This is a genomic window from Aeromonas sp. FDAARGOS 1402 (assembly GCF_019046925.1).
Taxonomy (GTDB): domain Bacteria; phylum Pseudomonadota; class Gammaproteobacteria; order Enterobacterales; family Aeromonadaceae; genus Aeromonas; species Aeromonas caviae.
In genome coordinates, this window is sequence record NZ_CP077201.1 from 1,548,392 (window position 1) to 1,573,166 (window position 24,775).

Below are 24,775 nucleotides of genomic sequence, written 5' to 3' on the forward strand. Positions count from 1 at the left end.
AGCCATGTGGTGCCCGGCCCCTCGTTCAGAGCACCATGGTGTCGCCATCCTCGGGCACCCGTACCCGGGCGGCCATCCCCTGGCTGTCCAGGTAGTCGCGCAGCTCCCGCCGGGACAGCAGGGCATGATTGACCGCCTCCATGTGGCTGGCGATCAGGGTGGCCTGCGGGGCGGCCTGATAGACGGCGGCCACATCCTCCTTGCCCATGATGATGGCGCCCAGACCCGTCACCTGGGCATCACCGCAGTTGAGGACGACAACCTCGGGTTGGTGCCGGTGCAGCGCTTGTTCAACCTGGGCATTCCAGACGGTGTCGCCGGCCAGATAGAGGGTCTTTTCGGCGGGATGGGAGAAGACCACTCCGCTGACCTCGCCAAGGCGATCCCCCAGCAGGGACATGATGGTATCGCTGCCGTGTCGGCCTTCCGTCTGTTGCAGGCGGATGCCGGCGAACTCGCCGACCTCGCCCAGCAGGCGCACATCCTCGAAGCCGCATCCCCTCATGGTGTCGGCATCTTTTTGATGCTGCACGAACAGGGGAAGGTGCTTGGGGATCTTCGCTTTCGCGACATCGTCCCAGTGATCCAGATGGTCATGGGTGACGATCACCGCATCCACCTCCAGCAGGGTCGCTATGGGCAGCGGCAGCTCGACCAGGGGGTTGCGAAGATGGCTGTTGGCCATGCCTTCGAAGCCGGGGTAGCTCCCCTTGGGGGCCAGCATGGGGTCGATGAGGAAGCGGGTTCCTGCGTAGTGGATGAGCAGGGTGGCGTTGCGAACCTGGGTAATCTTCATGACGTGCTCCGGTTTCTCGTTGGGGACACGGCCAGTATGGAGGGATGAGGGACGGATCATGAGTGGCCCGCAGGCCTATTATCGATCTAATCGGGCCATTCTTGATGGCCTGCATTTCTTTTGTTTTTACCCCTTGAAAGCCAAATGCTGGCCCCTATATAGATAACAAGGCCGGAACGCTCGACAGAGGTTTCGACCAGGCGCCCGTCCATCAGGAGGGCAAACAATCCGTTATCGCTCACAAGAGGGTAATACTATGCGTTCTATCGACTTTTCTCCGCTCTATCGTTCTGCCATCGGTTTCGATCGTCTGGCCACTCTCATCGAATCTGCCGCCAGCAATGGCAATGCCGGCTATCCCCCCTACAACATCGAGCAGCTGGGTGACAGCGACTACCGCATCAGCATGGCGGTGGCGGGCTTTACCCAGGAAGAGCTGGAGCTGAGCTTCCAGGAAAATCTGCTGACGGTGAAGGGCAGCAAGCAGGCCGACACCGAGCGCAACTACCTCTACCAAGGCATTGCTGAACGCGGCTTCGAGCGTCGCTTCCAGCTGGCCGACTATGTGCGGGTGAAGGGGGCCGACCTGAAGAACGGTCTGCTGCACATCGACCTGGTGCGCGAAGTGCCCGAGGCGATGAAGCCCCGCAAGATCGAGATCAACGGCTGACAGCCTGACCTCGTTGCATTGCTGATGTTTCCCGGGTGCCGATGGCGGGCCCGTGGAGAGTAAACCCTGTTGCTTTATAGAAGGATAGGATCATGCGTAACCTCGATTTTTCTCATCTCTATTCCAATGCCGTCGGCTTCGAGCGGATGGCCCGCGAGCTGGAAGGCCTGTTCGATCAGAAGACCTCGGCCTACCCCCCGTACAACATCGAAAAGCGGGATCACGACAGCTACCTCATCACGGTTGCCGTGGCCGGTTTCGATCGCAATGAGCTGGAGCTGGAGACCGAAAATGGCACCCTCAAGGTGAAGGGGCGCAAGGTCGCCACCATGGGCGAGCGCCAGTTCCTCCATCAGGGGATCGCCGAGCGGGACTTCGAGCTCGCCTTCAAGCTGAGCCAGCACGTGGAAGTGCAGGGGGCCAGGCTGGAGCACGGTCTGCTGACCATAAAGCTGGCCCGGGAGCTGCCGGAAGCGCTCAAGCCCCGTGCCATCCCCATCGGCAAACCCGATCAGCTGGCACTTCCCGGTTAAACAACATCGCTGACCACCTGATAGAAAAGAGGCCTGCATCTGCAGGCCTCTTTTTTCATGCCGAAGGGGGAATCAACCGGCGTAGAGGGCGTTGATCTCGTCGGCCAGGATGGCGATGCCGCGACGCACCAGATCTTCGCTCTGGGCATAGTTGAGGCGAATGCACTCCTGGCTGTGGCGCCACTCGGGGTCGTCGATGCCGGGGAAGAAGTAGTGGCCGGGCACGATCAGCAGGTTCTTCGCCTTCAGCCGCTCATACAGCTCCTGGCAGTGGATCGGCAGGTCTTCGAACCAGAGCCAGAGGAAGAGGGCACCCTCCGGCTTGTGGATGTGGAAGCGCGGATCCGGAATGGCCTCGCGCAGCAGCTGGACCGCGAAGGTGGCTTTCTGCTGGTAGAAGGGTTTCACCACCTGTTCGCTCAGGGTGATGATGTCTCCGCTCTCGATCATCGGAATGGTGATGGCCGGACCCAGGCTGCCCGGCGCCAGATTGATGATGCCGCTCAGGTTGGTGATGGCCCGGATGATCTTCTCGTCGGCGATGACGATGCCGCAACGGGTGCCCGGCAGGCCGAGCTTGGAGAGGCTCATGCAGAGGATGGTGTTGGCGTTCCAGAACGGCTTGGCGTCGCTGAAGATGATGCCGGGGAAGGGCACGCCGTAGGCATTGTCGATGAGCAGCGGGATCCCCTTGTCACGGGCGATCTGATCGAGGTGTTCGATCTCCTCGTCGGTGAGCACGTTGCCTGTGGGGTTGGTCGGCCGGGAGACACAGATCACCCCGATGTCGTCGCCCACCTGCAGGCTCTCGAAATCCACGTGGTATTTGAACTGGCCATCGGGCAGCTTCTCGATGGTGGGCTTGTAGGCGACGAAATGATCGTCCGAGAGGGCCGAGTCGGCATAGCCGATGTATTCGGGGGCCAGGGGGAACAGCACCTTCTTCTTGCGACCGTCGGCGAACTCGCCGGCCAGCAGGTTGAACAGATAGAAGAAGGCGTTCTGGCTGCCGTTGGTCAGGGCGATGTTGCGGGCGGAGATCTCCCAGCCCAGCTCCTTGCTGAGCAGGGTCGCCAGCGCCTTGGTGAACCTGTCCTTGCCCTGGGGGCCATCGTAGTTGGCCATGGCCTTGATCAGTTCGCCGTTGTCGAGCAGGGTATTGGCCTCGGCCTGAAAGCGTTCCAGCATGGCGGGGATGGGGGCCGGATTGCCGCCTCCCAGCATGATGGCGTCGGGATTCAGCAGCCCTTGATTGAGGTCGTCCATGAGTTGGGTAATACCGGCGTGGCGAGTGAACTTCTCGCCGAACAAGGAGAATTCCATTCGGTGGCAAATCCAGAGTCAGTTAAGGGGGGAGCTAGCACCATAGCTCACTTCAAAAGCGGGTGTCGATCAAAAAAACGGGGCGTTTCACGTGGAACAGGGTTGCCATGATGGAGGTGGTAAAAAAAACCATTTATAGGTTTTAAAATAACCAATATTCGATTCAGGAAGGGGGGTAGCAGCATCAAAAAATCATTTATATCAATAAAATCATGTTGTTATAAATCTGGCACAACTATTGGAATAGTTATGTGGTCATCTCAACCACACCGGAGCACGCCAGATGAAGATCCTGATCGCTACCCTGATTGCCAGCAGCCTGAGCCTGAATGCCATGGCCGCCGAGAACCCCAGACCCGAGCTGGATAGCGCCGCCCTGCAACAGGAGATGCTGGCCTTGCAGCAGCAGGCTTCCCATGACGTGGTGGCAGAGGCCATTCAAAACCTCAAGCTGCTGGCCCTGGAGACCCTGGTGGTGGAGGCGAGTTCGGCCGATGCGACTCATCCCGAGAGTTGAGGTAGCGCAAGGGGGTCTGCCCCGTGTGCTGCCTGAAGAAGGCGATGAAGGCGCTGTCGCTGGCGAACTCCAGGGCAGCGGCCACCCGGCTGATGGGCTCGGCTTCTGCCAGCAGTTCCATGGCCCGAAGCAGTCGCCACTGCTGGCGCCAGGCCTGGTAGCTCATGCCGGTCTCCCGCATGAAGATGCGGCCTATGGTCTTGTCGCTGGCACCCACCCGCTCGGCCAGCCGGTTGAGCCGATCGGGCAGGGTGTCACCCCGCTTTATCTCCTGCAGCCAGCCGATCAGACGCCCGTCTGACGGCAGCGGCAACTGCCAGGATTCCCGCGGCGCTTGCGCCAGCTCTTCTTTCAATAATGCCAGTGTGCAGGTTTGCTCTGCTTCCGGCTTGTCCCAGGGCCAGAGCGCCATCCGCTCGATGATCTCCCGCAGCAGCGGGTTGACCGCCAGCACCGCCATCTCGTTTGGCAACGCGGGCTCCGGCTGGAAGTAGAGGGAGCGATAGGCCACTACCCCGCGCATCAATACCCGGTGGGGCAGGCCTGCTGGCAACCAGGCCGCTCGCGTCGGCGGCAGCAGGCAGACCTGATCGTCCAGCTCTATGGTCATGCAGCCTGCCTGGGCGAACAGCAGCTGGTGACGCTGGTGCTGATGGCGGCCGGAGTCGTGCCAGCCGAGGGCGGCGGCAATACCGATGGCGCTGCCGTCGTGCTGGTCCGGATCAAAGGGGTGATCGGGAAGAATAAAGGCCATGTGTCCGATTCTTGCTGTTTATAGTCCGTCTTATTGTAATCGGACATCTTATCCCTCTCTAGAATGGCGACCTCTTGTGAAGGAGGTGTGTCATGAACAACAGGTTGCCACCGCGCTGGCTGGTGGTCGGATTGATGATGTTTCCCCAGATGGTGGAGACCATCTACAGCCCGGTGCTGACCCATATCGCCACTGAGTTTCGGGTGAGCGAGGGGCAGGCGTCCCAGACCCTGTCGGTCTATTTTCTGGCGTTTGCGGCGGGCGTGGTCTGCTGGGGCCGACTGTGCGATCTCATCGGGCGGCGTCCCGCCATGCTGGCGGGGTTGCTGACCTATGGCGCCGGCACCCTGCTGGCGTTGCTGGCCACTCAATTTGAAACCCTGCTGCTGGCCCGGGTCATCGCGGCCTTCGGCGCCGCCGTGGGATCGGTCGTGACCCAGACCATGCTGCGTGACAGCTATCAGGGCAGCGATCTGGCGCGGGTCTTTTCGGTGATGGGCATCGCGCTCTCCCTGAGCCCGGTGCTGGGGCTGGTGAGCGGTGGCCTGCTTGCTGATGGCTTGGGTTATGTCGGGGTATTCGGCGCCCTGCTGGCGCTGGCAATCGGCTTGTTGCTGATGGCTTGCTGGCAACTGCCGGAAACCCGCCCGGCCACCACCCAAAGGGTCGCACTCTGGCCGCTGGCCTGCCGGATGGTGCGTGATACCGGCTTGTGGCGCAGCGCTGCCCTGGTCGCCTTGTTCAACACCATGCTGTTCGGCTACTACAGCCTGGCGCCGTTTCTGTTTGCCAGTCTGGGGTTGAGCGCGGGCGAGTTTGGTTACTCCGGCATCGTGTTGGCGCTGGCGACCCTGGTGGGCAGCCTGCTCAACAAGCATCTGTTGGGCCGTGGCTGGACGCCTGCCTCGTTAATACGGCTCGCCGCCGTGCTGGCGTTGGGTTCGGGTTGGCTGGTGTGGGCCAGTCAGGCATCGCTCTGGTTTCTGCTGCCCATGACGGGAGTGGTGGTCGCGTTCGGGCTGGCTATCCCCAATGTGCTGAGCCAGGCGCTGCTGGCCTACCGGGAGGTGGCGGGCAGTGCCGGCGCCCTGTTCGGGCTCGGTTACTACCTGTTGCTCAGCCTGGGGTTGGCGGTTGCAGCCAGCTTGCAGGATCTCGGTCTGCTGCTCGGGGGGTGCGGTCTGCTGGCCCTGTGCTGTGGTTGGCGTCGTTCCACGTGAAACATCAGCTGCCGATAAAGCGGTAGCCGATGCCGGCTTCAGTTTCGATCAGGGTGGGTTGCTGGGAATGTTGCCGCCCAGCTTCTTGCATCAGCTGCCGATAAAGCGGTAGCCGATGCCGGATTCGGTCTCGATCAGCGTGGGTTGCTGGGGGTTATCTCTCAGCTTCTTGCGCAGGCTGGCGATGACGATGCGCAGGTAGTGGGTATCTTCCTTGTGGCTCGGTCCCCAGATGTCGATGAGCAGCTGGGTCTGTTGCACCAGCTTGCCGGGGTGGCACACCAGCGCCTGCAACAGGGCGAACTCCTTGCGGGAGAGAGGGATCTCCTCGCCCTGCAGGGTCACCTTGTGGCTGCTGCTGTCCAGAGTCAGATCACAGTGGGGGAAGTGTCGACACTCGCCGCTGGTGGCACCGACTCGCTGGCGCAGCAGCACCCGGATACGGGCCATCATTTCGCCGACGCCGAACGGCTTGCTCATGTAGTCGTTGGCCCCCGCATCCAGCAGCCGCACCTTCTCCTGCTCGGAGTCCCGCGCCGAGAGCACCAGAACGGGATTGGCGTGATGCTCGCGGATGGCGTGCAGGATTTGGATGCCATCACCATCCGGCAGGCCCAGATCCAGGATCACCAGGTCGGGGTTGAGGTGGCGATACTGCGCCATCCCCTCGGTGACGCCGACCGCCTCACTCACCTGATGTCCTTCGGCGATCAGGCTGATCCGCAAAAAACGGCGGATGGCCGCCTCGTCGTCGATGACCAGTATGTGAGCCATTCAGCCTCCCGTTTGCTGATTGAAAAGGGCGGCGACCATCAGGCCGCCGGTGCGTTGAGGGCCAGCGGCAGGGAGATGCGCATGCAGGTGCCGTTGCCGTTGGGGCCGGCGAATGCCCAGATGCGGCCGCCGTGGACCTCTATCATAGCGCGGGAAATGGCGAGGCCAAGCCCGGTGCCGCGGCTGCCGCAGTCACCGACCGGCTGGGTGTAGAACAGATTGAAGATCTTGTCCCGATCCGACTCGGCGATGCCGACCCCGATATCGATGATGTCGATGATGAGGTCGGGGTCCGCCAGCATCACCTTGAACTCGATGGGGGTGCCGGCCGGTGAGTAGCGGGAGGCGTTGTCGAGTATGTTGACCAGCACCTGCTCGATCAGGGCGCCGTGCACATAGAGCCGGGGGATCTGCTGATCGAAGTGCACCAGCAGCTTGTGCTGGCGCCAGGAGGAGTCGAGCCGGCGGCGGGCGCTTTCCACCAGGTCCGCCAGGTCGACCCAGTCCCGTTTCAGCTGGAAATCCGGTGAACCGATGCGGGTCATGTCCAGCAGGTTTTGCACATAGCCGTGCAGGCGGCGCGCCTCGTCCTGCACCGAGTGCAGCAGTTCGATGCGGTCCTCCGCACTTATCCGGTCCCCGTATTCCAGCAGGGTGCTGCCGGCCCCCATGATGGTGGCCAGCGGCGTCTTCAGGTCGTGGGAGACCGAGGAGAGCAGGGCGGCGCGCATCCGGTCGGTCTCCGCCTGCAACTGGCTGTCGGCCAGCCGCTCGTTGAGATCGATCCGCGCCAGGGCGGCGCGGATATCGGTGAGCAGGGCCTGTAGCTGGTGCTCGGCGGCGGAGGTGAGCGGGCTGGCCAGCCGGATGCCCAGCACCAGGTCATCGCCGAGGTGATGATACTGGGCCTCGGCGGCGTTGAGGGTGGCGGTATGGGCACCGGCGCTCTGCTTCTGGGCCAGGCACCAGTCAATGGCGGCTTTGTCGGTCTGGCCCGGCCCGGTCTGGGTGTCACCGGCCCGGTACTGGTAATCCCCATCGAGCGCGAACACGGGCTGCCCAAGGGCGAGGGCGATGGCCTGGGTTCCCTGTCTCAGCACGTCCACCGGGCTGCTGGCGGTGGCCAGTCCCTGGCTCAGGGAGAGCAGGGCGTTACCGAGCTGCTGGGTCTCGCGCAGGCTGACCAGCTGCTGACGCTGGCGGGAGGCGAGGCGCCCGGCCGCGATGCCGACGATGAGCAGCACGAACAGGGTGAGCAGGTCGCTGTGGCTGGCCACGCTCAGGGAGAAGTAGGGGACGGTGAACAACAGATTGTGGCCGACGAATCCCAGCACGGCGGCCAGGATGGCGGGGACCAGGCTGGTGGTGAGCGCGGTGGCCAGTACCCCCAGCACGAACAGCATGGGCAGGGAGGCGGGGGGCAGCCAGTGGGAGAGGGCCCAGACCGCGGCCGAGGTTCCCCCCATGATGGCCACCGCCAGCAGGCTTTGGCGAAGCTCACCCGGGCCTGCCGTTGGCAGGGTCAGGCCGGGCTTGCGCTTCTCGGTATCCACCAGTGTGATCTCGAATCCCTGCGCCTGTTTGAGCAGGTGCTGTACCAGGGATCGACGCCAGGGCGGGTTGCGGGATTTGCCGAGCAGCAATTGGGAGACCTGCTGCTGTTCGGCGGTCTCCAGCAGGGCATCGGCCACGGCCGGGCTGGAGAGGGTCAGCACTCTGGCCCCCAGCTGGGAGGCGAGGGCCAGCGCCTGCTCCAGCTCGGGGGAGCGCTGCCCCCTGCAGTCGATGTGCACCACCAGCCAGGGCAGTTGCCTGCGCTGGGCGAAGCGGTGGCCGTAACGCACCAGGGCGGCGCCGTGCTCATCCCCGATGCAGACCATCAGCTTGCCCCGCAGCGGCAAGGTGGTCTTGCCAGCGGCCTGCCACTGCAACTGCAGATCCCCCTCCACGTGGCTGGCGGCGGTCTGCATCGCCAGCTCCCGCAGGGCGGTCAGGTTGTTGAGGGAGAAAAAAGACTGCAGAGCGGCCTTGGCCTGGTGGGGCACATAGACCTTGCCCTCCTTGAGGCGGCCGAGCAGCTCCTTGGGGGGGAGGTCGATCAGTACCAGGCTGTCGGCCTCCAGCAGCACCTGATCCGGCAGGGTCTCCTTGACCCTGACCCCGGTCAGCTGCCACACCAGATCGTTGAGGCTCTCCAGGTGCTGCACGTTGAGGGTGGTGTAGACATCGATGCCGGCACCGAGCAACTCCTCCACATCCTGCCAGCGCTTCTCGTGGCGGCTGCCGGGGGCGTTGCTGTGGGCCAGCTCGTCCACCACGGCGATGGCGGGCTTGCGCGCCAGCAGACCGTCCAGATCCATCTCCTCCAGCCGCTGCTGGCGGTGCAGGTGCAGTGTGCGCGGCAGGATGGCGAGCTTGTCGAGCAGGGCCAGGGTCTCCTGGCGGCCGTGGGTCTCCACCACCCCGATCAGGATGTCGACTCCCTCTCTGGCCTGCTCCCGCACCGCCTGCAGCATGGCGTAGGTCTTGCCGACGCCGGGGGCTGCACCGAGAAACACCTTCAGCTTGCCCCTGTGCTCCTGCTCCAGGCTAGCCAGCAGGGCGTCCGCCCTCACTTCATCACGCATCCCCGTGCTCCCGTTGCATCGGCCGAACTGCGGCCGTGACCTCATTGCTCATGCTTGTCCCCGTTGTCGAAAGGGAGCCTTCCCGAACGGCAAGGAGCGCCCTCAGGCGCCCTTTTGATGATCGAGTTGCAGGTTCAACTGGAGAATGTTGACCACCTGCGGGCCAAGGATACCAGCTTGTGCCGCCGACTTGACCTGCTCCGTCAACTGAACGGGATCCAGCCCCCGTTGCCCAGCGACCCTATCCACCTGGGCCAGCGCTGCATCGAGGGGCAGATGGGGATCGAGGCCGGAGGCGGAGCGGGTCAGCAGGGCGGGGACCCTGGCTTCCGGCTGCGCCCTGGCCGCAGCGGCGGCAAACTCGGCCCGTAGCGGCGAGCTCATCCCCAGGTTGCTTCCGCCGCCACCTATGGTGGCGAAATCGCTGGCGGAGGGGCGGGAGTGGAAGTAGTCGGCCCGCTCGAATTTCTGGGCCAGCAGGGCGCTGCCGACCACCTGCTGCTTGGCGTTGGTGAGCAGGCTGCCGTTGGCCTGCCAGGGGAAGAGCAGCTGGGCCAGCCCGGTGACGGCCAGCGGATATGCCACCCCCAGCAGCAGGGTCAGGGTCAGCAGGGTTCTGATTGCTATCATGATTTTTTGCTCCAAAAGATTGATGGGGTACAAGCCAGGCCTGCACCCCGCTATGTAGTCACACTAGGCCCAGGCCGGTGATGACCAGGTCGATCAGCTTGATACCTATGAAAGGCACTATCAGGCCGCCGACGCCGTAGATCAGCAGGTTGCGGCGCAGCAGGCTGGCCGCCGTTCCCTTCAGGCTGACCCCGCGCAGGGCCAGCGGCACCAGCGCGACGATGATCAGGGCGTTGAAGATGATGGCCGACAGGATGGCGCTCTCCGGGCTGCCCAGCTGCATCAGGTTCAGCGCCCCCAGCTGCGGATAGGCGGCGATGAACAGGGCCGGCAGGATGGCGAAGTACTTGGCCACGTCGTTGGCGATGGAGAAGGTGGTCAGGGCGCCGCGGGTCACCAGCAGCTGCTTGCCCACCAGCACCACGTCCAGCAGCTTGGTGGGGTTGGAGTCGAGATCCACCAGGTTGCCCGCCTCCTTGGCTGCCTGAGTTCCCTCGTTCATGGCCAGCCCCACGTCGGCCTGGGCCAGCGCCGGGGCGTCGTTGGCGCCGTCCCCGCACATGGCGACCAGCCGGCCGTCGGCCTGCTCCTGACGGATGTAGGCCAGCTTCTTCTCCGGCGTCGCCTCGGCGATGAAGTCGTCCACCCCGGCCTCGGCGGCGATGGCGGCGGCGGTCAGCGGGTTGTCACCGGTGATCATCACGGTGCGGATCCCCATGTGGCGCAGGATCTGGAAGCGGGCCTTGATACCCGGCTTGATGATGTCCTTGAGGTACACCACCCCCAGCAACTTCTCGTGGGTACAGACCAGCAGCGGGGTGCCGCCCTGGCGGGCGATGTTGTCCACCGATTTGAGGATGAGCTCCGGCACTGCCTTGCGATCGAGGGAGAGGTAGCGCAGCACGGCGTCCACCGCCCCCTTGCGATAGCGATGGCCATTGCGATCCAGCCCGCTCAGCCTGGTCTCGGCGCTGAAAGGGATGATGATGTCGCTCTCCAGCTGGCTCGGTCTGGTGTGGCTCTTGCTCGCCAGGGTCAGGATGGATTTGCCCTCCGGGGTATTGTCTCCGAGCGAGGCCAGCATGGCGGCCTGGGCCAGCAGGGAGGGGTCCACGCCGGGGGCCGGGATCAGCTCGTCCGCCATCCGGTTGCCGAAGGTGATGGTGCCGGTCTTGTCCAGCAGCAGGGTGCGCACGTCGCCGGCGGCTTCCACCGCCCGGCCCGACTTGGCGATCACGTTGAGCTTCACCAGCCGGTCCATGCCGGCGATGCCGATGGCGGAGAGCAGGCCGCCGATGGTGGTCGGGATCAGGGTGATGAACAGCGCCAGCAGATAGAGCCGGGGCACCTGGGTGCCGTTGTAGTCGAGGAACCAGGGCAGGGTGGCCACCACCAGCAGGAAGATCAGGGTCAGCCCTACCAGCAGGGCGTCCAGCGCCATCTCGTTGGGGGTCTTCTGCCGCTTGGCCCCTTCCACCAGGGCAATCATGCGATCCAGGGTACTTTCGCCCGGGTTGTTGGTGATGCGCACCCAGATCTCGTCGGAAACGACAGTGGTGTTGCCGGTCACGCCGCTGCGGTCGGTGCCGGACTCGCGGATGACGGGGGCGGATTCGCCGGTGATGGCCGCCTCGTTGACCGAGGCGATGCCGGCGACCACTTCGCCGTCGGCCGGGATCATCTCGCCGCTGCGCACCAGCACCAGATCGCCCTTGAGCAGGCTGGTGGCCGGTACCCACTCGCCCTTGACATCCTGCGGGCTGGTGACTCGACGTGCCTTGAGCTGGCTCATGCCGGCCTTCAGGCTGTCGGCCCGCGCCTTGCCGCGCCCCTCTGCCAGGGTCTCGGCGAAGTTGGCAAACCAGAGGGTGAGCCAGAGCCAGGCGGTCAGCTGCCAGGCCAGCGAAGGGGCGACGCCGGAGAGCGGCTGCCCCAGCAGTGACTCCAGGGTCGCCATCACGGCCGCCAGCCAGAGGGTGAACAGGATAGGGCTGCCGAGCAGCGCCCTGGGATTGAAGCGATAGAGGGCTTCCACCATGGCCTGCAGGATCTGTGATTTCTGTTTCTTGCCCTTCACCTTGAGGGTGTCGGTGCTCATTGAAGCGGACTTGCTCATTGGAAAGCTCCCTGCATCGAATAGTTGGTCACGCAGATCAGTCGGAGGTGCAGCATCAGAAGGCTCCTCCCAGCAGGCTCAGGTGTTCCGCCACCGGGCCCAGCGCCAGCACCGGCAGGAAGGAGAGACCCCCCATCAGCAGCACGGTGACGATCAGCAGAGTGATGAAGAGCGGGCCGCTGACGGGGAAGTCCCCCTCGCTTCGCTCCTGACGCGGGGCGCGGGCCAGCTGGCCGGCGATGGCCAGCACCGGAATGATGTAGCCGAAGCGGCCGAGCAGCATGGCCAGCCCGATGGCGATGCACTGCCAGCTGTCGGCGGCGGCAAAGCCGGCGAAGGCGGAGCCGTTGTTGCCGGCGGCCGAGGCGTAGGCATAGATCAGTCGTGACAGGCCATGGGGGCCATCGTGACCGATGACGGTGGCGGAGTTCGGCATCAGCAGGGTAATGCCGCCGATCACCAATACCCCGACCGGCATCACCAGCATGCTGGCGGCCACCCACTTCATCTCGGTGATGCCGAGCCGCTTGCCCAGATAGGTTGGGGTGCGCCCCACCATCAGGCCGCACAGGAACACGGTCAGCAGCACGAACAGCATCATGCCGTAGATGCCGGCACCGACGCCGCCGAACACCACTTCACCCAGCAGCATGTTGATCATGCCGACCATGCCGCCGAGGGGGGTGAAGCTGTCGTGCATGGTGTTGACCGAGCCGTTGGAGGCGGCGGTGGTGGCCACTTCCCAGATGCTGGACAGCACGGGGCCGAAGCGACTCTCCTTGCCTTCCCAGTTGCCGGCTTCGCTGGTGAGGTGGGCGAGGGCGGGATCCGGTTTCAGCTCCTGGCCGATGGCGAGGCAGAGCCCCAGCACCAGCATGATGGTCATGGCGATGAGGATGGCGCGGCTGTGGGCCAGATCCTTCACGTAACGGCCCAGGGTGCAGACCATGGCGGCGGCCAGGGTCAGCAGGGCGACCATTTCCAGCCAGTTGGAGAGGGCGGTCGGGTTCTCGAACGGATGGGCCGAGTTGATGCCGAAGAAGCCGCCGCCGTTGGAGCCGAGCTGCTTGATGGCGATCTGGGAGGCGGCCGGGCCGAGCGGCAGCAGCTGCTCCTGACCTTCCAGGGCGTGGAACGGCAGGTAGGCCGACAGGCTCTGGGGCACCCCCTGCCATACCAGCAGCAGCGCCAGGATCAGCGCCATCGGCAGCAGCACGTAGAGGCAGAAGCGCACCAGATCCTGCCAGAAGTTGCCAAGGTGGGTGGTCTGCTGGCGGGCGATGCCGCGAAACAGGGCGATGGCGACGGCGGCGCCTGTGGCGGCGGAGACGAAGTTCTGGGTGGTGAGCCCCACCATCTGGCTGAAGTAGGAGAGGCTGGCTTCGCCGGAGTAGGCCTGCCAGTTGGTGTTGGTCATGAAGCTGACCGCGGTGTTGAAGGCGAGTTGCCAGTTCAACCCTGGCAGTTGCTGCGGGTTGAGGGGCAGCAGCCCCTGCGCCATCAGGATCAGGAACAGCAGGCCGAAACCGGCGCCGTTGAAAGCCAGCAGGCTGAGGGCGTAGGACTTCCAGTCCTGCTCGCGCCCGTCCGTGCCGCAGCAGGCCAGGGTGGCGCGCTCAAGCGGGGCCAGCCAGCGACTCTTGCCTTCAAACACCCGATACAGGTAGTTGCCAAGCAGAGGCGCCGGCAGCAGCACCAGCAGCACGAACGTGACGGGATAGATGATCTCTTGCCACATATCCGGTTCCTCACTCATGAGTGCGCGCGAGGGCGCGCAGCAGATAGCCCGCGAGGGCGAGGACCAGCAGCAGATATAGCCAATTCATAACGACTCCGTTGAGGTAATTAGCGTCAGGGATCGATGCATATCCGTGTCGATCCCATGGGTCTCATTGACGCTGAAAGGGTATGTAAAACGGGCGTAAAGGCGCCATAAAGCCCAATTTGGCTGGCGTAAAATCGGCGTAAAGAAGGCGGGTTTTGTTGGCTGGTGGACGGGCAAGGTACAAAAAAACCGGCCTGGGCCGGGTTTGGTAGCAAGTGGTGGAAGCTGACCCGATGGTGATGAGGCCAGCTTCAACCCCGCTTATCGCATGGTCACAAACTCTTCCGCGCTGGTCGGATGGTGAGTGGAAACACAGTTGTAGAAGCTGGTCTGATAATGACAGGCCAGCTTCAACTCCGCTTATCGCATGGTCACAAACTCTTCCGCACTGGTGGGATGGATGGCAACGCAGTTGTCGAAGTCCGCCTTGGTGGCACCCATCTTCATGGCGACGCCGAAGCCCTGCAGGATCTCGTCCATGGCGAAGCCGATGCCGTGCAGGCCGACTACCTTCTCTTCCGGCCCGACGCAGACCAGTTTCATCCGGGTGGGCTGGCGATGCTGGGTCAGGGCCGAGTACATGGCGGTGAACTGGCTGCGGTAGACCTTCACCTGATCTTCCCCGTACTCGGCAACGGCTTCCGGCTCGGTCAGGCCGATGGTGCCGATGGGCGGGTGGCTGAACACCACGGTCGGCACCAGATCGTAGTTGAGGTGCTCGCCCGGCTTGTTGTTGAACAGCCGCTCCGAGAGGCGGCGGCCTGCCGCGACAGCCACCGGGGTGAGCTGGATGCGGCCGGTGTTGTCACCGACGGCATAGAGGTTGGCGACGGCGGTGTTCTGGAACTTGTCGGTCGGGATAAAGCCCTTCTCGTCCAGGGTGATGCCGGTGGCAGCCAGATTGAGGTTGTCGGTGGCAGGCACGCGACCGATGGCCCAGATGAGGCAGTCCACGGTGAGGTGGCGACCATCTTCCAGTTGCAGGGTCAGGCTGTCGTCGGCGTTCTTGATGACGGCCTTGGGAATGGCGTGGGTGTGCAGCTTGGGCCCTTGCTGCGCCATGATCTCCACCAGGGTCTCGTGGATCATGGGGTCGAAGTTGCGCAGCGGCGCATGTTTGCGCACTACCAGATGGGTCTCGGAGCCAAGTGCCTGCATCACGCCAGCGATCTCCACGGCGATATAGCCGGCACCCACCACGGCAACCCGTTTGGGCTGGCTTTGCAGGTCAAAGAAACCGTCGGAGTCGATACCCAGTTCGGCGCCCGGAATGGTCGGGACCTCGGGGCGGCCGCCGGTGGCAATCAGGATGTGATCGGCGCTGTAGTGCTCGCCGTTCACCTCGACGGTATGGCTGTCGACGAAGCGGGCGAAGCCCTTGATGACAGTGATCTGGTTCTTGCCCAGCACGTTCTGGTAGGACTGGTGAATGCGCCCGATATAGGCCTGACGGGATTCGACCAGCTTGGCCCAGCTGAAGTGGTTGAGCGTGGTGTCGAAGCCGTAGTCGGCGCCATATTTCAGGGCATCGGCGATCTGGCCTGCATACCACATGGCCTTCTTCGGTACGCAGCCGACGTTGACGCAGGTGCCACCCAGCTCTTTGGCTTCGATCAGGGCGACTTTCTTGCCGTACATGGCTGCCCGGTTGGCTGAGGCGATGCCGCCGCTGCCGCCACCGATGGCGATGTAGTCAAAATGCTGTGCCATTGCGAGGTTCTCCGCTCGTTAAGAATGCAGTCACAGCATGATGGGGACAAAGCGGCCGGCCCACAAGAGCCGGTGCTCAGTTCTGCTGGATGGGCAGGCGAATGTGGAACTGGGCGCCCTGGCCCGGTTCGCTGGCGCAGTGGATACGGCCGCGCAGCAGCTGGACCACCAGGTTGTAGATGATATGGGTGCCGAGCCCGCTGCCACCCTGGCCCCGCTTGGAGGTGACGAAGGGATCGAAGATGCGCGGCAGTATCTCCGGGGGGATGCCGCGGCCGTTGTCACTGTAGTCGATGACCAGCTCGTCTCCCTGCTGCGCCACCTGGATGGTGATCTTTCTGGGCCTGTCCCAGCCATCGAAACCGTGATGGATGGAGTTGAGGATCAGGTTGGAATAGATCTGGGTGAAGCTGCCCGGGAAGGAGTAGATGCTCAGCTTGGGATCGCACTGGATGTCCACCTCGCACTGGGCCTTCTTGAGCTTGTAGCCGAGGGAGACCACCACCTGATGCAGGTTGTCGGCGAGGCTGAAGTTGTAGCGGGCCTCGGAGGACTGATCGACCGCTACCTGCTTGAAGCTGGCGATGAGCTCGGAAGCGCGGCGCAGGTTGCCTTGCAGCAGTTGCATCGACTCGTCGAGATTCTGGGTGAATTCGTTGAGGTAGGTGCGGGAGAGCTGCTTGGCCTCGATATGCTGCTTGAAGTCGGCCACCCGCTCCTGCAGGTAGGAGGAGGCGGTGACGCTGATGCCGATGGGGGTGTTGATCTCGTGGGCCACGCCGGCAACTAGGGAACCGAGCGAGGCCATTTTCTCCGACTCCACCAGGGTCTGCTGGGCCTGCTTGAGATCGTCATAGGCCTTGCCCAGCTGGTCGTTGGCATCGCTCAGGCTGCGGGTGCGTTCCGCCACCTTACCTTCCAGCTGCTCGTTGAACAGGGTGATCTCCCGCTCCACCTTCTTGAGGGGGGTGATGTCATAGCCAAAGCCGATCAGGTACTTGAGGTTGGGCCCCTCGTAGAAGGGAGCGAAGGTCCACTGCAGTACCAGCTCGTTGCCCTGATGGTCGTGCATGGTGATCTCCCTGTCCTCCAGAGCGCCCTGATCGGCCAGGGTGGCGGCCAGCTCGTTACGCTGCTCCTTGCTGACGAAGAGATCCAGCCAGTTGTGCTGCAACAGCTCCTGGTGGTGATAGCCGGTGAGCAGGATGGCCGCCGGGTTGATGCTGGCGATGTTGAGATCAGGCTCCATGCAGCAGATGACCATGTTGGCGGAGTTGATCAGGGTGGCGGAGAAGTCCCGCTCCTGCTGGAGCTGATCGGCGGCCTGATGGCGGGCCGTGAACTCGTCGTTCAGCCGGGTGCGCATCTGGTTGAGGGTGGCGGCCAGGGTATCGAATTCGTCAGGGGACTTGCGGGGCAGGGGGCGACCTTCCAGGGTCAGCTCTACCGCGAGGCGATCCAGGCTCAGTTTCTGGGCATAGCTGACGATGCGGTTGATATGACGGATCACCAGATAGTAGATGATGACCAGGATGCAGAACGAGACGACCAGGGTCTTGATGGTCTGGCTGACCAGGATCAGCACGGATTTCTCGATGAGGCGCTGGTAGACCTGCTCCAGGGAGGCGGCGACGAACAGCTTGCCGACCACTTCCCCCTGATAGCTCAGGGTGAACTCGCGGGAGATGTCGTATTGGGGCTGCTCCACCCCCTGGGTGAGCAGGGGCACTTCCGAATTGCCCAGCATCTCCTTGACCATGACGAACTGCATGTTGGGCAGGTTCATGATGCCCTCGATCTGCACCTTCACCTGCTCTTCATCCAGATTCCAGAGACTGGCCGAGATGGGTTGCAGGAAGGAGGCCTCGATCTGGCCGATGCTGGCCTCGATGACGGTCACATCCTTGTTGTAGTCCCAGGCGAGCTGAAGCACGGTGATGAGCAGTGCCAGCACCGTACTGCAGATCAGAATGTAGGAAAGCAGACGATAAGAGAGTCCGTTAAGGCCGACGGCCTTGGAGAAGATTCCTGACATGGCGTCCTTGCGGTCTGGATTGAGTGCGGTTTAGTTTAACTGCTTCATGGACTTATGTCGTGTGTCATCCAATGGATAAAAACAAGGCCCCTTTCGGGGCCTTGTTTGTGTGGGCTGGGATCAGTGACCGCCCTTGGCTTTTGCCGGGATGGATTCGTCGAATTCCGGTAGCGGCTTGTGCTCGGATGCCAGGAAGGTGTAGATGACCGGCAGCACGAACAGGGTGAACAGGGTGCCGATGGCCAGACCCGCCACGATGACGATGCCGATGCTGAAGCGCTGTGCCGCCCCCGCACCCGAGGCATAGAGCAGCGGGATAAGGCCTGCGATCATCGCCGCCGTGGTCATCAGGATGGGGCGCAGACGGACCTTGGCAGCCTGCATCACGGCTTGCATCCGGTTCAGACCATGGAGCAGCTGCTCCTCCTTCGCCACCTCGCAGATCAGAATACCGTGCTTGGTAATCAGACCGACGAGGGTGATGAGACCGACCTGGGAGTAGATGTTCATGGTGGCCATGCCCCACGCCAGGGCGATCAGCGCGCCACTGATGGCCAGCGGCACCGACACCATGATGACCAGCGGGTCACGCACGGATTCGAACTGGATCGCCAGCACCAGGAAGATGATGGCCAGGGCCAGGGCGAAGGTGGCGTAGAGCGCATTCCCTTCGGTCACGAACTGGCGGGCTTCACCCATGAAGTCGTAACGATAGCCTTGGGGCAGCTTCTCTTCCGCGGTCGCCTTGAACCAGTTGATCGCATCCCCCATGGCCACGCCCGGTGCCGGCACGGCGCCGATGGTGGCGGAGTTCAGCTGGTTGAAGTGGGGCAGGGCACGGGGCTCTCCCTTCACTTCAATCTTGATCAGGCTGCCCAGCGGGATCGACTTGCCGTCGGCGGCACGCACGTAGTAGCCCTTGATGGACTCGGGGTTGAGACGGAACTTGCGCTCCACCTGCGGGATCACCTCGTAGGAGCGGCCATCCAGGTCGATACGGTTGACGTAACCGTCCGCCATCATGGTGCCCATGGTGATGCCGATGTCTTGCATGGTGATGCCGTAGGCACCCGCCTTGTCCTTGTCGATGCTGATCTTCATGGTGGCCGAGTCGTAGTTCAGATCGAGATCCGAATAAACGAACTGGCCGTTGGCCTGGGTTGCCGCCAGCATCTCACCCGCGATCAGGAACAGGCTCTCGAAGCTGTTCGGGGTGGTGATGACGAACTGGATGGGCAAACCGCTCGACGCCCCCGGCAGTTCCGGGAACTGGAAGGTGGTGATGGCCATCCCGGGGATGTCCTTCACCAGACCGGCGACCCGATCCAGCACCTCTTTCTGGCTCGCTTCACGCTGGCTCCAGGGCACCATGGAGGCGATACCGAACGCCTGATTGGAGTTGAACACCCCCGAGAAGACCTGGGAGTAAGCGATCTCCGGCTGGTCGTCCAGGACTTTGTTCACGTCCGCCATGGTATTTTCGATGTAGTCCAGGTTGGCGTTGGAAGGCGCCGTCCCCAGCACCGCCATGACGCCTTTGTCCTCGGACGGGGCCAGCTCGCTCGGAATGAACTTGAACAGCAGCGGCAGGCTGGCGAACACGATGACGGCAAACAGGATGACCACGATGCGCTTTTGCATCACCGCATGGAGCATGGCGTCGTAGCGGGCCGTCATCCGGTCCAGCAGGTCGTGTACGGTACGTTCGAACTTGCCGGGCTCCTCGTTGGCCCTGAGCATCTTGGCGCACATCATGGGCGACAGGGTCAGGGCGATGATGCCCGAGACGAACACGGCGCCCGCCAGGGTCAGCGCGAACTCCTTGAACAGGGAGCCGGTGATGCCCCCCATCAGGGCGATGGGCGCATACACCGCCGCCAGGGTGACCGTCATGGCGATGACGGGCACGGCGATCTCCCGGGTACCTATGATGGCGGCCCGGAACGGCTCTTCCCCTTCCTTGATGTGACGGTCGACGTTCTCCAGCACCACGATGGCGTCATCCACCACCAGACCGATGGCCAGCACCATCGCCAGCAGGGTCATGAGGTTTATGGAGAAGCCGAACATGTCCATCATCATCACCACGCCGATGAGGCTCAGGGGAATAGTGATGATGGGGATGATGACCGCCCGGAACGAACCGAGGAACAGGGTGATCACCACCAGTACGATGGCGGCCGCCTCCAGTATGGTCTTGATGACCTCGTGGATGGATTCGTTGATGGCGATGGTGGAGTCATACAGGACGTTCACCTGCATGGTGCTCGGCATGTTGCGCTTCAGGCTCGGCAGCAGCTCCAGCACATCGTGGGCGATGTTGATGGGGTTGGCTGTCGGGGCTGCGTTGATGGCCAGAACCACGGCCTCGCGGCCGTTGGCGCTGGCGCGATAGATGTCGTGGCTCTTCTCCAGGGAGACCTTGGCGATGTCGGAGAGACGGATCACCTTGCTGTCGCGGGTGGCGACCACCAGACGCTTGAGCTCTTCGATGTTGCCGACCTGGGTCTCGGCGTTGCCGTTGAACAGGGTGAAATAGCCGGTGGCCTGGCCAGTCGCGGACTGATAGTTGTTGCTGTTGAGCACCGTCATCACGTCGCTTGAGGTCAGGTCAAAGGCGGCCATCTTGGCCGGATCCAGCCACACCCGCAGGGCGAATTCGACCCCGCCATACAGATCCACCTTGGAGACCCCGCCCACGGTAAACAGCTGGGGCTTGATGACCCGCTCCAGGTAGTCGGTGATCTGGCTGGAGTTGAGCTCCGGGCTGGTGAAGCCCATGTAGAGCACCGCCGTGGTGGAGCCGGTGGAGGAGGTGACCGAAGGGTCTTCCGCCTCTTTGGGCAACTGGGAACGCACCGAGTTGACCTTGGCCAGGATGTCGGACAGTGCGGCGTTCGGATCGGTGTTGAGCTTCATGTACGCCGTCACCGTGGAACTGCCCAGCTGGCTCGAGGAGGTCATGAAGTCGATGTTGTCGGCCTGGGCGACCGCCTGCTCCAGGGGCTGGGTGATGAAGCCCTGGATCAGGTCCGCACTGGCGCCATAGTAGCTGGTGTTGACCGTGATGACGGTGTTGATCACCTCGGGGTATTCACGCACCTGCATCTTGAAGATGGCCTGGAAGCCCAGCAGGGCTATCAGGAAGCTGAGCGAGATCGCCAGCACAGGCCGTTTTATGAATATGTCAGTAAATCGCATCGCAGCTCTCCGCGCTTACAGCATCGGGGTTTGTGCCGGAACGGCAAGGGCATCGTTCTCGACCACGTGCACCTTGGTATCGTTGCTCAGGCGAACCTGACCCGACAGCACGATTTGATCGCCAGCCTTGATGCCGGACAGCACATGGACATCGTTGCCGCGACGCTCACCTGCCTTGACCACCACCTGCTTGGCGCGTTTCACGCCGTCAGCCTCGTGAATGACGTAGACGTTCTCGCCATAGAGGGTGAAGGAGATGGCGGACTGCGGGATCACGATCTGGTCCTTCACCGTGGGCAGTATGATGCTGGCGCGGGCGAACATGCCGGAACGGAGCTGGCCGTCGTTGTTCGGGATGTCTGCCTGCACCTGGATCAGGCCGCTCTGATAGTTGACCGCGGGCTCGATGGCCGTGATCTGGCCGTCAAACTGGGTCTGGGGATAGGCATCCACGTTGATCTTGATGGTTTGTCCCAGGGTAATTTTGGAGATGTCGGTCTGGGGCACGGTGAAGCGCAGGCGCATCACGCTGGTGTCTTCGAGGCGCACAATCTGGGTACCCGGTTCCAGATACTGGCCGAGGAAGACGTTGCGCAGGCCCACGGCACCGCTGAAGGGGGCACGCACCTCACGACGGGCGATGGTGGCCTTCAGACTTTCGATGTCCGCCTCCAGGGAGCGGTAGCTTGCCTCGGCATCATCCAGCTGGTCCCGGGAGATGGAGTTCTTCTGATAGAGGTTCTTGTAGCGCTCGAACTTGGCCCTGGCTGCCGGCAGCCTGGCCTGGGAAGAATTCAGATTGGCTTTTTCCACACTGGAGTCCAGGCTCAGCAGCAGTTGATCCGCTTTGACATGTGCCCCCGATTCGAACCGGATGCTGTCGATGGTGCCTGACAGCTCGCTGGAGAGGGTGACCCCCTGGTTCGGCTCGATGAAGCCGATGGCTTCAATGGTGGGGACCCAGTCCTGCGCCTTGGTGACCATGGCGGTGACCGGGAACTCGGGCTCGGGCCGATTGGCCATGAACTCTGCAATCTTCTTCTGCTTGAACATATTGAAGCCGATGACACTGCCAAACAGGGCGAGTGCTATCAGCAACATGATGGCCATCCACTTTTTCATGAACAGGCTCCTGTGATGGAAACATTAGGGTTTAAAATGGCATTCCAGCTGGCCCGGATGACCGTCTCCAGCTGTTCCTGCGTCAATTCGAAATCGTGAACCCGGCGCTGCTGTGCCAGGTTGGCCACGCAATCCAGACTCAATGCTTGCAACACCAGAATGGGGAGATCGATGAAGAGTCCCTGTTGGCGTCCTTGCTCAAAGAAGCGCTCAAGTGGCGCCCACGTCGCCATTATGACCGGATCCCGCTCCAATTCAGCCCCCAATGGAGAACTTTCGTACTGCAATTTGCACTTGAGTGCATTGGGGTAGCTGGTGAAGATGGCATCGATGTTGAGCCAGAGGCGTCGATACTGCTCATAGGACACCTCTTCTATCTGCACACCTTCCATGACCAGGGGATGAAACTTGAGGATAGTGTGCTGATAGAGCTGGCGGATCAGGTCATCCTTGTCGCTGAAATAGCGATAGATGGTACCTGCCGCCACCTTGGCTTTCTTGGCGACCACGGCAATGGAAAGGCCGTAGAAGCCCTGCTCGCCGAGGATCTCGTGAGCTGCTTCGAAAATGCGTTCTTTCTTATCCATGGTTATCAGAGGTCAACGACTGAATGAACGTTCATTCATTCTAGGTGGGCGCAAAGGCAAGTCAAGCATTGCCCATCATCTTTGACCCTATGGGGTGAGGGATTCAAAAAGTAGTGGGGAATTGCTGGATCCAGCCTGAACAAAACAAAAATAGTTGAAAAGGGTCGGAAGTGATTGAAAAACAGGCACTTGATTCTTTGTGTCAAAAAAAGAGTAGACAAGGTCGGCATCATCATCAATAATGCGCCCCGTTCGACAGCGTAGCGCCCGTAGCTCAGCTGGATAGAGCGCTGCCCTCCGGAGGCAGAGGTCACAGGTTCGAATCCTGTCGGGCGCACCATCAAAAGTGCGCCGGTTAAACGGGCGTGTTGAAGAACGAAAACAGCTGTGGTGGCTGTAGCTCAGTTGGTAGAGTCCCGGATTGTGATTCCGGTTGTCGTGGGTTCGAGCCCCATCAGCCACCCCATTTTACAGCTTGTCAGGTACGCGAAGGTGGCGGAATTGGTAGACGCGCTAGCTTCAGGTGTTAGTGCCCCCCGGGTGTGAGGGTTCGAGTCCCTCTCTTCGCACCATACTTGCTGTATGACGAGGATGACCAGATGGTCATCTTTGTGTTTTTGGAATACCCCCTCGGTGATTAGCGCAGCCCGGTAGCGCATCTGGTTTGGGACCAGAGGGTCAAAGGTTCGAATCCTTTATCACCGACCACATTTGAAAACCCCGCTCAGGCGGGGTTTTTGCTTTTTGGCGTTTCTGTTCCGCTTTTTCCTGTCACGTCTTTTTACACTTCTTCAGGCGCCTGTTCGCCACGAGTTCGCTATGCTGGGGCCCGGAGCCGCGAGACAGGGGACGCTCGGGCACGGACCAGATACAAGGCCTATGCATCACCATATCACTTCTCTTCAACTCTCCGTGCTGGCCATGGCCGCACTGCTGCTGGGTGGCTGCGCCCTGCAGCCAAAACCGGAAGATCTTCTGATGGGCGCCGCCCCCAAGCCAAAGGCCGAACTCGAGGCCACCTTGGTGACCAGTGGTGGCTTCTGCGTGACCCTGAGCGAGCAGGGCCGTCTGCTGACTCAGCCCTGCGATCAGCAACCGAACCAGTCATTCAGCTGGGATGTCGGCGCCCTGCAACTGGCCGGGGATTGCCTGGTCGCCAGAGGGGAAGATGGTCTGGGGATGGAGGCGTGCCGGGAGGAGAGCCATCAATGGCAGTGGCAGGGGGATCGTCTGTTCAATCGGCAGGTGTCGCTGTGCCTGGATGTGGCGGGTCGCCGTCACAAGCCGGCCGTCCCCCTGCGCCTCGCCGAATGCTATGGCGGCGCCAACCAGAGCTTTGAGTGGACGCCATCCGGCACGCTGTTGAACCGTCTGATGCACCCGGCACTGGCGTGGTGACAAGAGAGCGAGAAACAAAAAGGGTGGCCACATGGGCCACCCTTTTTCGATCCGCGATGGGGATGCCTTATCAGCGGGTCTGGGAGGCGAACAGTTTCTCCAGATAGACGGCAACGCCATCTTCATCGGAAGTGAGGGTCTGTTCATGCTCTGGCAGGGCCTGCTTGAGGCGATCGTGGGCGTTGCCCATGACCACGCCACGGCCCACCATGCTCAGCATCTCGAAGTCGTTCATGCCATCGCCGAAGGCCACGGCCTGGGACATCTCCAGCCCGTGCTGCTCCAGCACGGCGCGCACGGCATTGCCCTTGTGCACGCCGGCGTGCATCACCTCGAGGCAGTCAGGCAGGGAGAAGGTGACGTTGATCCGATCACCATATTGCTGGTTGAGGTGCGCCTCTATCTTCAGCAGCTTGTCGTGGTCGCCGATGTAGAACACCTTGTTGACCCTGTCCTTCGGGTGGTTGGCCAGATCCGCCAGGCGGTAGCTGAAGCCGGAGTCGTGATGGAACTGCAGCAACCAGGGCAGCTCCTCTTCCACCAGCCACTCGTCGCCGTAGTAGACGTTGATGTGGATGGACGGGTCGCGTTCCATGGCGATCAGCTCGGCCGCCACCGTGCTCGGCAGCGCCTGGTTGTAGACCAGTTGATCCTGCTTGTCGTGTACCACGGCGCCGTTGGAGGTAATGAGGTAGATATCCAGCCCCAGCGCATCGCGGATGCTGCGCACATCCACATGGTGACGGCCGGTGGCGACCACGAACTTGACGCCCTGATCGACCAGACGGTGCAGGGTATCCCGGGTGCGGGAGGAGATCTGGTGCTGCCCGTTGAGCAGGGTACCATCGAGATCGGACACAACTACCTTGAACATCATTACCTCGACTTCAATTGAACGCCGGGGGAGTGTACCCCAGCGTCTGCCGTCACCCCATTT

19 protein-coding genes and 4 tRNA genes are annotated in these 24,775 nt (G+C 62.3%); 9 read left to right on the forward strand and 14 right to left on the reverse strand.

Annotated elements, in window-relative coordinates:
- Positions 1-25: 25 nt before the first annotated feature.
- A complete protein-coding gene (locus I6L32_RS07405) occupies positions 26-796 on the reverse strand; it encodes an MBL fold metallo-hydrolase (protein WP_216944879.1) in 771 nt (256 codons plus the stop codon).
- A gap of 256 nt (positions 797-1,052) precedes the next feature.
- Here I6L32_RS07405 and I6L32_RS07410 point away from each other — a divergent pair, with 256 nt between their 5' ends.
- Together I6L32_RS07410 and I6L32_RS07415 are read left to right on the forward strand one after the other, a co-directional pair.
- Positions 1,053-1,466: an Hsp20 family protein gene (locus tag I6L32_RS07410; protein WP_010672291.1), complete on the forward strand. Its 414-nt coding sequence runs from the start codon at positions 1,053-1,055 to the stop codon at positions 1,464-1,466.
- A gap of 92 nt (positions 1,467-1,558) precedes the next feature.
- Positions 1,559-1,999, forward strand: coding sequence for an Hsp20 family protein (locus I6L32_RS07415; RefSeq protein WP_216944880.1), 441 nt, complete (start codon positions 1,559-1,561; stop codon positions 1,997-1,999).
- Positions 2,000-2,071: 72 nt separating this feature from the next.
- Here I6L32_RS07415 and I6L32_RS07420 read toward each other — a convergent pair whose 3' ends face one another.
- Positions 2,072-3,322 carry a valine--pyruvate transaminase gene (locus tag I6L32_RS07420; RefSeq protein ID WP_039040650.1) on the reverse strand — a complete coding sequence of 417 codons (1,251 nt, stop codon included), beginning with the start codon at positions 3,320-3,322 and terminating at the stop codon, positions 2,072-2,074.
- A gap of 283 nt (positions 3,323-3,605) precedes the next feature.
- Here I6L32_RS07420 and I6L32_RS07425 point away from each other — a divergent pair, with 283 nt between their 5' ends.
- Positions 3,606-3,839, forward strand: coding sequence for a hypothetical protein (locus I6L32_RS07425; RefSeq protein ID WP_216944881.1), 234 nt, complete (start codon positions 3,606-3,608; stop codon positions 3,837-3,839).
- Here the strand turns inward: I6L32_RS07425 and I6L32_RS07430 are convergent.
- On the reverse strand, positions 3,769-4,593 hold the full coding sequence (locus I6L32_RS07430; RefSeq protein WP_128313065.1) for a helix-turn-helix transcriptional regulator: 825 nt from the start codon (positions 4,591-4,593) through the stop codon (positions 3,769-3,771). The genes I6L32_RS07425 and I6L32_RS07430 overlap by 71 nt on opposite strands.
- Before the next feature lie 92 nt (positions 4,594-4,685).
- On the opposite strand from I6L32_RS07430, the gene I6L32_RS07435 reads away from it, so the two are divergent.
- Positions 4,686-5,813 (forward strand): multidrug effflux MFS transporter, encoded by a 1,128-nt coding sequence (locus tag I6L32_RS07435; protein ID WP_216944882.1) that lies wholly within the window; start codon positions 4,686-4,688, stop codon positions 5,811-5,813.
- Between the two features lie 90 nt (positions 5,814-5,903).
- Here I6L32_RS07435 and I6L32_RS07440 read toward each other — a convergent pair whose 3' ends face one another.
- The 10 genes from I6L32_RS07440 to I6L32_RS07485 all read right to left on the reverse strand — a co-directional run bounded on the left by I6L32_RS07440 (position 5,904) and on the right by I6L32_RS07485 (position 22,440).
- Positions 5,904-6,587 (reverse strand): response regulator, encoded by a 684-nt coding sequence (locus I6L32_RS07440; protein ID WP_216944883.1) that lies wholly within the window; start codon positions 6,585-6,587, stop codon positions 5,904-5,906.
- 38 nt (positions 6,588-6,625) lie between these two features.
- Positions 6,626-9,214, reverse strand: coding sequence for a sensor histidine kinase KdpD (locus tag I6L32_RS07445; RefSeq protein ID WP_183149137.1), 2,589 nt, complete (start codon positions 9,212-9,214; stop codon positions 6,626-6,628).
- 102 nt (positions 9,215-9,316) lie between these two features.
- Complete coding sequence (locus I6L32_RS07450) at positions 9,317-9,844, reverse strand: potassium-transporting ATPase subunit C (RefSeq protein ID WP_041212076.1); 528 nt, start codon at positions 9,842-9,844, stop codon at positions 9,317-9,319.
- 58 nt (positions 9,845-9,902) lie between these two features.
- Positions 9,903-11,960 (reverse strand): potassium-transporting ATPase subunit KdpB, encoded by a 2,058-nt coding sequence (kdpB, locus tag I6L32_RS07455; RefSeq protein WP_216944884.1) that lies wholly within the window; start codon positions 11,958-11,960, stop codon positions 9,903-9,905.
- Between the two features lie 55 nt (positions 11,961-12,015).
- Positions 12,016-13,698: a potassium-transporting ATPase subunit KdpA gene (gene kdpA, locus I6L32_RS07460; RefSeq protein ID WP_216944885.1), complete on the reverse strand. Its 1,683-nt coding sequence runs from the start codon at positions 13,696-13,698 to the stop codon at positions 12,016-12,018.
- Positions 13,699-14,145: 447 nt separating this feature from the next.
- On the reverse strand, positions 14,146-15,495 hold the full coding sequence (gene gorA, locus I6L32_RS07465; protein WP_216944886.1) for a glutathione-disulfide reductase: 1,350 nt from the start codon (positions 15,493-15,495) through the stop codon (positions 14,146-14,148).
- 76 nt (positions 15,496-15,571) lie between these two features.
- A complete protein-coding gene (locus tag I6L32_RS07470) occupies positions 15,572-17,530 on the reverse strand; it encodes an ATP-binding protein (protein WP_210556329.1) in 1,959 nt (652 codons plus the stop codon).
- 120 nt (positions 17,531-17,650) lie between these two features.
- Complete coding sequence (locus tag I6L32_RS07475) at positions 17,651-20,731, reverse strand: multidrug efflux RND transporter permease subunit (RefSeq protein WP_039040660.1); 3,081 nt, start codon at positions 20,729-20,731, stop codon at positions 17,651-17,653.
- Positions 20,732-20,746: 15 nt separating this feature from the next.
- Entirely contained in the window at positions 20,747-21,853 is a 1,107-nt protein-coding gene (locus I6L32_RS07480) for an efflux RND transporter periplasmic adaptor subunit (protein WP_201902165.1), read from the reverse strand.
- Positions 21,850-22,440, reverse strand: a complete 591-nt coding sequence (locus tag I6L32_RS07485; RefSeq protein ID WP_042016162.1) for a TetR/AcrR family transcriptional regulator — start codon at positions 22,438-22,440, stop codon at positions 21,850-21,852. Before I6L32_RS07485 ends, I6L32_RS07480 begins: the two co-directional genes overlap by 4 nt.
- Positions 22,441-22,703: 263 nt before the next feature.
- Between I6L32_RS07485 and I6L32_RS07490 the strand changes: the two genes are divergently transcribed.
- The 5 genes from I6L32_RS07490 to I6L32_RS07510 all read left to right on the forward strand — a co-directional run bounded on the left by I6L32_RS07490 (position 22,704) and on the right by I6L32_RS07510 (position 23,838).
- Positions 22,704-22,780 (forward strand) — tRNA-Arg (locus tag I6L32_RS07490).
- Between the two features lie 50 nt (positions 22,781-22,830).
- A tRNA-His gene (locus I6L32_RS07495) sits at positions 22,831-22,906 on the forward strand.
- A 20-nt stretch (positions 22,907-22,926) separates the two neighbouring features.
- Positions 22,927-23,012, forward strand: a tRNA-Leu gene (locus I6L32_RS07500).
- Positions 23,013-23,071: 59 nt separating this feature from the next.
- A tRNA-Pro gene (locus tag I6L32_RS07505) sits at positions 23,072-23,148 on the forward strand.
- A gap of 171 nt (positions 23,149-23,319) precedes the next feature.
- Positions 23,320-23,838: an RICIN domain-containing protein gene (locus I6L32_RS07510; RefSeq protein WP_042864665.1), complete on the forward strand. Its 519-nt coding sequence runs from the start codon at positions 23,320-23,322 to the stop codon at positions 23,836-23,838.
- 70 nt (positions 23,839-23,908) lie between these two features.
- Here I6L32_RS07510 and I6L32_RS07515 read toward each other — a convergent pair whose 3' ends face one another.
- Positions 23,909-24,712: a Cof-type HAD-IIB family hydrolase gene (locus I6L32_RS07515; RefSeq protein WP_042016195.1), complete on the reverse strand. Its 804-nt coding sequence runs from the start codon at positions 24,710-24,712 to the stop codon at positions 23,909-23,911.
- Positions 24,713-24,775 lie beyond the last annotated feature (63 nt).

Excerpts from the sequence above, each read along its gene's own strand:
- I6L32_RS07450 (WP_041212076.1), bottom strand. The coding sequence starts at position 9,844 with ATGATAGCAATCAGAACCCTGCTGACCCTGACCCTGCTGCTGGGGGTG.
- kdpA (WP_216944885.1), bottom strand. The coding sequence starts at position 13,698 with ATGTGGCAAGAGATCATCTATCCCGTCACGTTCGTGCTGCTGGTGCTG.
- I6L32_RS07415 (WP_216944880.1), top strand. The coding sequence starts at position 1,559 with ATGCGTAACCTCGATTTTTCTCATCTCTATTCCAATGCCGTCGGCTTC.
- gorA (WP_216944886.1), bottom strand. The coding sequence starts at position 15,495 with ATGGCACAGCATTTTGACTACATCGCCATCGGTGGCGGCAGCGGCGGC.
- I6L32_RS07405 (WP_216944879.1), bottom strand. The coding sequence starts at position 796 with ATGAAGATTACCCAGGTTCGCAACGCCACCCTGCTCATCCACTACGCA.
- I6L32_RS07475 (WP_039040660.1), bottom strand. The coding sequence starts at position 20,731 with ATGCGATTTACTGACATATTCATAAAACGGCCTGTGCTGGCGATCTCG.
- I6L32_RS07430 (WP_128313065.1), bottom strand. The coding sequence starts at position 4,593 with ATGGCCTTTATTCTTCCCGATCACCCCTTTGATCCGGACCAGCACGAC.
- I6L32_RS07420 (WP_039040650.1), bottom strand. The coding sequence starts at position 3,322 with ATGGAATTCTCCTTGTTCGGCGAGAAGTTCACTCGCCACGCCGGTATT.
- I6L32_RS07480 (WP_201902165.1), bottom strand. The coding sequence starts at position 21,853 with ATGAAAAAGTGGATGGCCATCATGTTGCTGATAGCACTCGCCCTGTTT.
- I6L32_RS07510 (WP_042864665.1), top strand. The coding sequence starts at position 23,320 with ATGCATCACCATATCACTTCTCTTCAACTCTCCGTGCTGGCCATGGCC.
- I6L32_RS07515 (WP_042016195.1), bottom strand. The coding sequence starts at position 24,712 with ATGTTCAAGGTAGTTGTGTCCGATCTCGATGGTACCCTGCTCAACGGG.
- I6L32_RS07485 (WP_042016162.1), bottom strand. The coding sequence starts at position 22,440 with ATGGATAAGAAAGAACGCATTTTCGAAGCAGCTCACGAGATCCTCGGC.
- kdpB (WP_216944884.1), bottom strand. The coding sequence starts at position 11,960 with ATGAGCAAGTCCGCTTCAATGAGCACCGACACCCTCAAGGTGAAGGGC.
- I6L32_RS07410 (WP_010672291.1), top strand. The coding sequence starts at position 1,053 with ATGCGTTCTATCGACTTTTCTCCGCTCTATCGTTCTGCCATCGGTTTC.
- I6L32_RS07425 (WP_216944881.1), top strand. The coding sequence starts at position 3,606 with ATGAAGATCCTGATCGCTACCCTGATTGCCAGCAGCCTGAGCCTGAAT.
- I6L32_RS07440 (WP_216944883.1), bottom strand. The coding sequence starts at position 6,587 with ATGGCTCACATACTGGTCATCGACGACGAGGCGGCCATCCGCCGTTTT.
- I6L32_RS07470 (WP_210556329.1), bottom strand. The coding sequence starts at position 17,530 with ATGTCAGGAATCTTCTCCAAGGCCGTCGGCCTTAACGGACTCTCTTAT.
- I6L32_RS07435 (WP_216944882.1), top strand. The coding sequence starts at position 4,686 with ATGAACAACAGGTTGCCACCGCGCTGGCTGGTGGTCGGATTGATGATG.
- I6L32_RS07445 (WP_183149137.1), bottom strand. The coding sequence starts at position 9,214 with ATGCGTGATGAAGTGAGGGCGGACGCCCTGCTGGCTAGCCTGGAGCAG.